The sequence below is a fragment of the Streptomyces purpureus genome, from assembly GCF_014648195.1.
Classification (GTDB): domain Bacteria; phylum Actinomycetota; class Actinomycetes; order Streptomycetales; family Streptomycetaceae; genus Streptomyces; species Streptomyces purpureus.
In genome coordinates this window covers 13848-24089 of record NZ_BMQQ01000030.1, presented here as the reverse complement: position 1 = coordinate 24089, position 10242 = coordinate 13848, and the positions used below count along the sequence as shown (strand labels likewise).

General features: G+C 70.6%; 6 protein-coding genes and 1 pseudogene. All 7 read left to right on the top strand.

The features are described 5' to 3' along the window. Positions 1–849, top strand: an 849-nt coding sequence (locus tag IEZ01_RS35255; protein WP_229833259.1) for an ATP-binding cassette domain-containing protein, incomplete at its 5' end; no start/stop codon positions are given. After that, on the top strand, positions 846–1895 hold the full coding sequence (locus IEZ01_RS28505; protein ID WP_189204521.1) for an ABC transporter permease: 1050 nt from the start codon (positions 846–848) through the stop codon (positions 1893–1895). The genes IEZ01_RS35255 and IEZ01_RS28505, both read left to right, overlap by 4 nt. A gap of 76 nt (positions 1896–1971) precedes the next feature. Continuing rightward, positions 1972–3009, top strand: coding sequence for a substrate-binding domain-containing protein (locus tag IEZ01_RS28500; RefSeq protein WP_189204519.1), 1038 nt, complete (start codon positions 1972–1974; stop codon positions 3007–3009). Positions 3010–3119: 110 nt separating this feature from the next. Further along, on the top strand, positions 3120–4499 hold the full coding sequence (locus IEZ01_RS28495) for a Gfo/Idh/MocA family protein (RefSeq protein ID WP_189204517.1): 1380 nt from the start codon (positions 3120–3122) through the stop codon (positions 4497–4499). 10 nt (positions 4500–4509) lie between these two features. Continuing rightward, positions 4510–5514, top strand: a complete 1005-nt coding sequence (locus IEZ01_RS28490) for a sugar phosphate isomerase/epimerase family protein (RefSeq protein ID WP_189204515.1) — start codon at positions 4510–4512, stop codon at positions 5512–5514. A gap of 386 nt (positions 5515–5900) precedes the next feature. Then, positions 5901–9620, top strand: coding sequence for a ThuA domain-containing protein (locus IEZ01_RS28485; RefSeq protein ID WP_189204513.1), 3720 nt, complete (start codon positions 5901–5903; stop codon positions 9618–9620). Positions 9621–9710: 90 nt separating this feature from the next. Continuing rightward, positions 9711–10242 (top strand): annotated as a pseudogene (locus IEZ01_RS28480) (inositol-3-phosphate synthase); the annotation flags it as partial.

Below are 10242 nucleotides of genomic sequence, written 5' to 3'. Positions count from 1 at the left end.
CGGCAGACCCCGACCAAAGACATCGTTGCCATGATGACCGGCCGGAACGTCGAATACGTCTTCCCCGACCGGCCCCCACCCCCACCCCCACCCCCACCCCCAACTCAGCCGGCCGCCCCCGTCCTCACCGTCGAAGGCCTCGCCCGCGACGGCGAGTTCGCCGCGCTCGACCTGGAACTACGCCCCGGCGAAATCGCCGGACTCGCCGGACTCGTCGGCTCCGGCCGCTCCGAAATCCTGGAGACGGTCTACGGAGCCCGCACCCCCACCGCCGGACGGGTCCTCGTCGACGGAAAACCCCTGCGCCCCGGCAGCGTCCGCGCCGCCGTCCGCGCCGGACTCGGCCTCGCCCCCGAGGAACGCAAGGGCCAAGGCCTCCTCCTGCTCGAATCCGTCACCCGCAACGTCTCGGTGTCCTCCCTCGCCCGCTTCTCCCGCGCCGGCTGGCTGGACCGTAAGGCCGAACGGGACGCCGCCCGCACCGCCACCCGCGCCCTGTCCCTGCGGCCCGACCGCCCCGACGCGCCCGTACGCACCCTTTCCGGCGGCAACCAGCAGAAGGCCGTACTCGCCCGCTGGCTGCTGCGCGGCTGCCGGGTCCTCCTTCTCGACGAACCCACCCGGGGCGTCGACGTCGGCGCCCGCGCCGAGCTCTACGCCGTCATCCGGCGCCTGGCCGACGACGGCCTCGCCGTCCTGCTCGTCTCCAGTGAAATCCCCGAGGTGCTCGGCCTCGCCGACCGCGTCCTGGTGCTGAGGGAGGGCCGGGTCGTCCATACGGCACCCGCCCGGGACCTCGACGAACACCGCGTACTTGACCTCGTGATGGAAGGGAGCCCGGCGCCATGACCGTGTCCACCACCAAGACGTCCGCGAACTCCGCGACGTCCCCGGACTCTCCGGACTCCCCGCAGGAGGGCGGCTGGCCGGACCGGGCGCGCCGGGCGCTCGGCCTCAAGGCGGATGTCCGCAACCTCTCCCTCCTCGGTGTCCTCGCCGTACTGATCGCGGTCGGCGGCTTCACGCGCCCCGCAGAGTTCCTCGCCACCTCCAACCTCCAACTCGTCCTCACCCAGGCCTCGGTGATCGGCGTGGTCACCGTCGGCATGACCTTCGTCATCACCAGCGGCGGCATCGACCTGTCGGTCGGCGCGATCGTCGCCCTCGCCTCCGTCTGGGCCACCACCCTCGCCACCCAGGAGTACGGCTTCGCGGGCATCCTCTTCACCGCCGTCGTCGTCGGCCTCGCCTGCGGCCTCGTGAACGGGCTGCTCATCGCGTACGGCGGCATGGTCCCCTTCATCGCCACCCTCGCCATGCTCGCCTCGGCACGCGGACTCGCCCTCCAGATCACCGACGGCCGCACCCAGATCGTCACCGTCCAGTCCGTCCTCGACCTGGGACTGCCCGACGCCTACCTCCTCGGCATCCCCCCGCTCGTCCTCGTCTTCGCCGCCGTCACCCTCGCCGGCTGGCTGATCCTCGGCCGCACCACCTTCGGCCGCCGCACCGTCGCCGTCGGCGGCAACGCCGAAGCCGCCCGCCTCGCCGGCATCGACGTCCGCCGCCAGCGCCTCTACCTCTACCTGCTGTCCGGACTGTGCTGCGGCATCGCCGCGTTCCTGCTCATCGTCCTGTCCGGCTCCGGCCAGAACACCAACGGCAACCTCTACGAACTCGACGCCATCGCCGCCGCGATCATCGGTGGCACCCTCCTCAGCGGAGGCCGCGGCACCATCGTCGGATCCGTCCTCGGCGTCCTCGTCTTCACCACCATCACCAACATCTTCGCCCTCAACAACCTGCAGAGCGACGTCCAGCAGATCGCCAAGGGCGCGATCATCGTCGCCGCCGTCCTCGTCCAGCGCCGCACCGCCCGCACCGACGGCACCTGAGCCCGTACGTACCCGCTCTCGCCGACCTCGGCATCCAAAAAGCCACCCACCCGCTCCCCGGAAGGGTCCGATCGCCATGCCAGCACCCAGTCGCAGAGGCCTGCTCTTCGGCACCGCCGCCGTCTCCGCCGGAGCGCTGCTCACCGCCTGCACCAGCAACGAGCCCCGCGCGAAGGAACCGGCCGCCAACAACGCGCCCGCCGCCGACGACAAGCCCGGCACCCCCGTCACCATCGGCTTCGCCGGCCCCCAGGCCGACCACGGCTGGCTCAACGCCATCAACCAGAACGCCAAGGAACGCGCGAAGAAGTACTCCGAGGTGACCCTGGAGATCACCGAGGGCTCCAACGACACCGCCGCCCAGATCGGCCAGATCCAGACCCTGATCAACAAGAAGGTCGACGTGCTGGTGATCCTGCCCGCCGACGGCAAGGCCCTCACCCAGGTCGGCCTCCAGGCCATGAAAGCCGGCATACCCGTCGTCAACCTCGACCGCGTGTTCGCCTCCCCGCAGGCCTACCGCTGCTGGATAGGCGGCGACAACTACGGCATGGGCCTCAACGCCGGCCGCTTCATCGGCGAGAGACTCAAGGACAAGCCCGGCGCCAAGGTCGTCGAACTCGCCGGCCTGGACAGCCTGGAACTCACCAAACAGCGCACCCAGGGCTTCGACGACGCCCTCAAGAACTACCCCAACATCACCAAGGTCGCCCGCCAGGCCGCCGAGTTCACGGTTGAGTCCGGCCAGGCCAAAATGGCCCAACTTCTCCAGGCCCAGAGCCAGTTCGACGCCCTGTGGAACCACGACGACGACCAGGGCGTAGGCGCGCTGCGAGCCATCGCCCAGGCCGGCCGCAAGGAGTTCCTGATGGTCGGCGGCGCCGGCGCCAAGTCCGCCATGGACGCCATCAAGGCCGACAACAGCGTCCTCAAGGCCACCGTGCTCTACCCGCCGACCATGGCCGCCTCCGCCATCGACCTCGCCCGCGCACTCGCCCAGAAGAAGGGCGTCCGCGGCCTGTCCGAGCTGGAGATCCCCGCCTCCATCACCCTCTACTCGGCCGTCGTCACCAAGGACAACGTCGACGAATACCTGCCCACCGGCTTCAGCTGAGCCCACAGGCCAGACGCTGAGCCATTCTCACGGCACCGGCTGCTGAGCCCGCAGCGGCCGCCGCCGGGCCGCCCGGCTCCCACCGCGTACACCGACGAGGAGGAATCCGTATGGAACAGAAGGACAGCGCCGACACACCGCCGCCGCTCGGCGTCGGCATGGTCGGCTACGCCTTCATGGGCGCCGCCCACTCCCAGGGATGGCGCACCGTGGGCCGCGTCTTCGACCTGCCGCTGCGCCCGGTCCTCGCCGCCATCGGCGGCCGCGACGCCGTGGCCGTACGCGCCGCCGCCGACCGGCACGGCTGGGCCGCGGCCGAGACCGACTGGCGCGACCTCGTCGCCCGGGACGACGTCCAGCTCGTCGACGTCTGCACCCCCGGCGACAGCCATGCGGAGATCGCGATCGCCGCCCTGGAAGCCGGCAAACACGTCCTGTGCGAAAAGCCCCTCGCCAACACGGTCGCCGAGGCCGAGGCGATGGCGGCCGCCGCCGAACGCGCGGCCGCCCACGGCCAGGCCGCCATGGTCGGCTTCAACTACCGCCGGGTGCCCGCCCTGACCCACGCCCGCGGACTCATCGCCGAAGGACGGCTCGGAGCGCTGCGCCACGTCCGCATCACCTACCTCCAGGACTGGCTCGTCGACCCGGCGTTCCCGCTCACCTGGCGCCTGGAGCGGGAACACGCCGGCTCGGGCGCACTCGGCGACCTCGGCGCACACGCCGTCGACCTCGCGCAGTACCTGGCCGGCGAGCCGGTCGTCGGAGTGTCCGCGCTCACCGAGACCTTCGTACGGCGCCGACCGCTGCTCACCGGAGCCTCGGCCGGCCTCTCGACAAGTTCCTTGGCAGGTTCCTCGGCGGGAGCTTCTACGGGCCTGTCCGGGACGCCGGCGAGCACACCGGGCGCGTACGGGACGGTGACCGTCGACGACGCCGCGCTGTTCACCGGCCGGCTCGCCTCCGGAGCCCTGGCCTCCTTCGAGGCCACCCGGATGGCGGCCGGCCGCAAGAACGCCCTGCGCCTGGAGATCAACGGCGAGAAGGGCTCGCTCGCCTTCGACCTGGAACGCCTCAACGAACTCTTCTTCCACGACCACACCGAACCGGCCGCTTCCGCCGGCTTCCGCCGCATCCTCGTCACCGAACCCGGCCACCCCTACCTGGAGGCCTGGTGGCCGCCGGGCCACGCACTGGGCTACGAACACACCTTCGCCCACCAGGCCCGCGACCTGGTGCTCGCGATCGCCTCCGGCACCTCCCCGGCGCCGTCGTTCGCGGACGGCCTCCAGGTCCAGCGGGTGCTGGCCGCCGTCGAGGAGAGCGCCCGGAACAACGCCGTGTACACCCCAGTCGCCGCGCCCGCCTCAGCCACCGACCATGCCTCGGTCACCGCTCACGCCTCAGGCACCGTTTCGGACACCGATCGGGCCGCAGACGACAAACCCACACCGGCCGCCTCACCCGCCTCACCCATCGCACCTGCCTAGGAGGTCCGCAGTGCCCCGTCCCTTCACCCTCTTCACCGGCCAGTGGGCCGACCTGCCACTGGAGGAGGTCTGCCGGCTGGCCCGCAACTTCGGCTACGACGGCCTCGAACTCGCCTGCTGGGGCGACCACTTCGAGGTTGACAAGGCCCTCACCGACCCTTCCTACCTGGACGGGCGGCGCGCGCTCCTGGAGAAGTACGGCCTGAAGTGCTGGGCCGTCTCCAACCACCTCGTCGGCCAGGCCGTCTGCGACCACCCCATCGACGAACGGCACCAGGCCATCGTCCCCGCCCGGATCTGGGGCGACGGCGACCCCGAGGGCGTACGGCAGCGGGCGGCGCGCGAACTCGCCGACACCGCCAGGGCCGCGGCCGCCTTCGGGGTCCGTACCGTCGTCGGATTCACCGGCTCGTCCATCTGGCACCTCGTGGCGATGTTCCCGCCCGTTCCCGAGCGGATGATCGAGCGCGGCTACGAGGATTTCGCCGAACGCTGGAACCCGATCCTCGACGTCTTCGACGCCGAGGGCGTGCGCTTCGCCCACGAGGTCCACCCGAGCGAGATCGCCTACGACTACTGGACCACCCGGCGCGCCCTGGAAGCGGTGGGACGGCGGCCCGCCTTCGGCCTCAACTTCGACCCCAGTCACTTCGTCTGGCAGGACATCGACCCGGTCGGCTTCCTCTACGACTTCCAGGACCGGATCTACCACGTCGACTGCAAGGAGGCCCGGCGGCGCCTCGACGGGCGCAACGGCCGTCTCGGATCGCATCTGCCGTGGGGCGACCCGCGGCGCGGCTGGGACTTCGTATCCGCCGGACACGGCGACGTCCCCTGGGAGGACGTCTTCCGCATGCTGCGGTCCGTCGGCTACGACGGCCCCGTCTCGGTCGAGTGGGAGGACGCTGGAATGGACCGGATGACCGGAGCGCCACAAGCGCTTACCACCCTCAAGCGGTACGACTTCGACCCGCCGGTCACTTCCTTCGACGCCGCCTTCGGGAGCGGCGACTAGACCCCCCTCACCCATCGTCGCAGGTCACCGCCGGGTGGTGCCGCCGCCACCGGGTCGGTCCGCCCTGCCCCGGCGCGGCTTTGTCCTGGCCCGGGGAAAAGTTCAACCACCCTCGTGTGCAAGGGCTTTCGGAGCTGGACGAACCCCGCTACCGTCCCTGAGGTGTACAGGTCACCCTGATCCCGCGTGACGCACGCCCCCCATGCGAAGCACCGTCCGCATGCGACCTACCGCCCGCATGTGACGTACCGCCCGCATGTGACCCACCGGCACCTCGGTGCCCGACCAGCGTGACGGCGCACGCCGGTCCCCGGACATCCAGGCGCAACCCGCCCGTACGACGACCCCGGCGCCCCCGCGCGCCCGGCTCCTTCCGGAGGACGCCCGTGCACAGAACAAGGCCCCGAGACCGAGCGGCCCGGCCACCCCACTCCGTACCCGGCTTCCGCAAGCCCCTCGCCCTACTCAGCGGCGCCCTGCTCGCCCTGACCTCGTTCACCCTGAGCGCCGCACCGAGTGCGACCGCCACCTCCACGCCCGCCGCGGCCGAGGAGTTCCAGCAGATCACCCTCGCGAAGGGCGCCGAGGAAGTCGGCGAACCCATGTCGCTCGCCGTCCTGCCCGACCGCAGCGTCCTGCACACCTCCCGAAACGGAGAGCTCCGCCGCACCGACGCCGCAGGCAACACCAAGGTCATCGGCACCATCCCCGTCTACTCCCACGACGAGGAAGGCCTGCAAGGCATCGGCCTCGACCCCGACTTCGCCCGTAACAAAGCCCTCTACCTCTACTACGCCCCACCCCTCGACACCCCCGCCGGCGACGCCCCCAACGACGGCACCGCCGCCGACTTCGCCAAGTACGACGGCGTCAACCGCCTCTCCCGCTTCACCCTGAAGGCGGATGGCACCCTCGACAACGCCAGCGAGAAGAAGGTCCTCGACATCCCCGCCACCCGTGGCATCTGCTGCCACGTCGGCGGAGACATCGACTTCGACGCCCAGGGAAACCTGTACCTCTCCACCGGCGACGACTCCAACCCCTTCGCCTCCGACGGCTTCACCCCCATCGACGAACGCCCCGGCCGCAACCCCGCCTACGACGCCCGACGCACCTCCGGCAACACCAACGACCTCCGCGGCAAGATCCTGCGCATCAAGGTCGCCGAAGACGGCTCGTACACCGTCCCCGACGGCAACCTCTTCGCCCCCGGCACGGCCAAGACCCGCCCCGAGATCTACGCCATGGGCTTCCGCAACCCCTTCCGGTTCAGCGTCGACAAGAAGACCGGCATCCTGTACGTCGGCGACTACGGCCCCGACGCCGGCGCCGCCGACCCCAAGCGCGGCCCCGCCGGCCAGGTCGAATTCGCCCGCGTCACCAAGCCCGGCAACTACGGCTGGCCCTTCTGCACCGGCGACAACGACCCGTACGTCGACTACGACTTCGCCACCAAGACCTCCGGCGCCACCTTCGACTGCGCCGCCCCCAAGAACGACTCCCCGCACAACACCGGCCTCGTCGACCTGCCGAAGGCCGAGCCCGCCTGGATCCCGTACGACGGCGGATCCGTACCCGAACTCGGCTCCGGATCGGAATCACCGATGGGCGGCCCGGTCTACCGCTACGACGCCGCCTCCACCTCACCGGTGAAGTTCCCCGAGGCGTACGACGGCGACTTCTTCGCCGGCGAATTCGGCCGCCGCTGGATCAAGCGCATCGAACACGGCACCGACGGGGCCGTCCAGACCATCAACCCCGTCCCCTGGACCGGCACCCAGATCATGGACATGACCTTCGGACCCGACGGAGCGCTGTACGTCCTCGACTACGGCACCGCATGGTTCGGCGGCGACCACAACTCCGGGCTCTACCGCATCGAGAACGCCACCGGAGGCCGCTCACCCGTCGCCGAAGCGACCGCCAACAAGACCTCCGGCACCGCACCCCTGCGCGTCACCTTCTCCTCCGCGGGCACCAGCGACGCCGACGGCGACACCCTCACCTACCACTGGAACTTCGGCGACGGCACCACCTCCACCACCGCCAACCCCACCCACACCTACCGCACCAACGGCACCTACGTCGCCACGGTGACCGCCCGTGACCCCTCCGGCCGCACCGGCTCCGCATCCGTCCACGTCGTCGTCGGCAACACCGCCCCCAAGGTCACCCTCGACCTCCCCGCGGACGGCACCCCCTTCCGCTTCGGCGACGACATCCCCTTCAAAGTCACCGTCACCGACCGCGAAGACGGCACCATCGACTGCGCCAAGGTGAAGGTGACGTACATCCTCGGCCACGACAGCCACGGCCACCCCGTCACCTCCGCCAACGGCTGCACCGGCACCATCAAAACCTCCGCCGACGGCGGCCACGACCCCAACGCCAACATCTTCGGCGTCTTCGACGCCGAATACACCGACGGCGGAGGCGGCGGCCAGGCCGCACTCACCAGCCACGACCAGGCCCAGCTCCAGCCCCGCCACCGCCAGGCCGAGCACTACGGCGCCCAGTCCGGAATCCGCACCTACGACAAGACCACCGCCAACGGCGGCAAGACCGTCGGCGACATCCACAACGGCGACTGGATCTCCTTCAAGCCCTACCGCCTCAACGGCTCCACCAAGCTCACCGCCCGGATCTCCTCCGGCGGCGCCGGAGGCTTCCTGGAAGTCCGCACCGGATCCCCCACCGGCACCCTCCACGGCTCCGCCGCCATCCCCGTCACCGGCAGCTGGGAAACCTTCCAGGACATCGACGTCCCCCTGCGCAACCTGCCGAAGAAGACCACCGAACTCTTCCTCGTCTTCAAGGGCGGCACCGGCGCCCTCTACGACATCGACGACTTCGACCTCTCCAACACCCCCGTGAACCGCACCGCAAAACGCGTCCTCGTCTTCACCAAGACCGCAGGCTTCCGCCACGACTCCATCGCCTCCGGCATCACCGCCCTCAAGGAACTCGGCGCCGGAAGCGACATCACCATCGACACCACCGAGGAAGCCCGCCAGTTCACCACCCCCAACCTCGCCCGCTACGACGCCGTCGTCTTCCTCTCCACCACCGGCGACGTCCTCGACACCACCCAGCAACAAGCCTTCGAGAACTACGTCTCCACCGGCGGCGGCTACATGGGCATCCACGCCGCCGCCGACACCGAATACGACTGGGAGTTCTACGGCGGCCTCGTCGGCGCCCACTTCGCCTCCCACCCCCACATCCAGCCCGCCACGGTCAGGGCCGAGGACCACCAGCACCCCGCCACCGCCCACCTCGACGCCCCCTGGGAGCGCACCGACGAGTGGTACAACTACCGCACCAACCCCCGCGGCCAGGCCCGCATCCTCGCCACCCTCGACGAAACCACCTATCAGGGCGGCACGATGAAGGGCGACCACCCCATCGCCTGGTGCAAGACCTACCAAGGCGGCCGCTCCTTCTACACCGGCGGCGGCCACACCAAGGAGTCCTACACCGAACCGGCCTTCCGCCAACACCTCCTCGGCGGCCTGCGCTACGCCACCGGCCAGGTCACCGCCGACTGCACCCCGCAGACCGGCTACCGCGACCTGTTCAACGGCCACACCTTCGACGGCTGGAAGCAGGCCGGCCCCGGCAGCTTCACCGTCGCCGACGGCGAACTGCGCACCGAAGGCGGCATGGGACTGCTGTGGTACCAGGCCAAGAACCTCACCGCGTACTCCCTCAAGCTCGACTGGAAACTCGCCGGCGACGACAACTCCGGCGTATTCATCGGCTTCCCCGCCTCCGACGACCCCTGGTCCGCGGTGAACAAGGGTTACGAGATCCAGATCGACGCCACCGACGCCGCCGACCGCACCACCGGCGCCGTCTACGGATTCAAGTCGGCCAATCTCAAGGCCCGCGACCAAGTCCTGCGGCCCCCGGGGCAGTGGAACAGCTATGAGATCCGGGTCCAAGGAGAACGGCTCCAGGTGTTCCTCAACGGAGTCAAGATCAACGACTTCACGAACACCGACCCGGCACGCAGCCTGCGCGACGGACACATCGGCCTGCAGAACCACGGCGCCGACGACCAGGTGTCCTTCCGCGACATCCAGCTCAGGGAGCTGCCCTCGTAGGGCCGCACCCGGGCCGGCACCAGCCGGCGGCGGGCGGGGAGGCGCCGTACCCCCCGCCCGCCGCCTCCACCGCACACAGGGAGGCACCCCATGTCGGACGCACGAGTCGGGGTCTGGTTCATCGGCGCCAGAGGCTCCGTCGCCACCACGGCGACCACGGGCTGCGCGGCGATCGCAGCGGGCCTGCACCCGCCGACGGGCATGGTGACGCAGACGGAACCCTTCACGGCCACCGGACTTCCGCCGCTGGGGGCCCTCGTCTTCGGCGGCCACGACACCGCCGAGTGCCCCCTGCCCAAACGGGCCGAGGAACTGACCGCCGGGGGAGTCCTCCCCTACGGCCTCGCGACGGCCGTCGCCACCGAGCTGGCCACCGCCGACCGCGAGATCAGGCCGGGCGGCCCCCTGCCCGGCGACACCCGCACCCCCGAGCAGCTCGTCTCCGCCTTCGCCGCCGACATGACCGACTTCCGGGACCGACTGGGGCTCGCGAGGGTCGTGGTGATCAACGTGGCGTCGACGGAGGCGGAGACGGGGGCGGGGGCGGAGGTTGGGGCGCAGGCGCGGGCGCGGGCCGGGGCGGAGCCGGGGGAGAGAGGCGAGGCAGAGGCGGGGGCGGGGA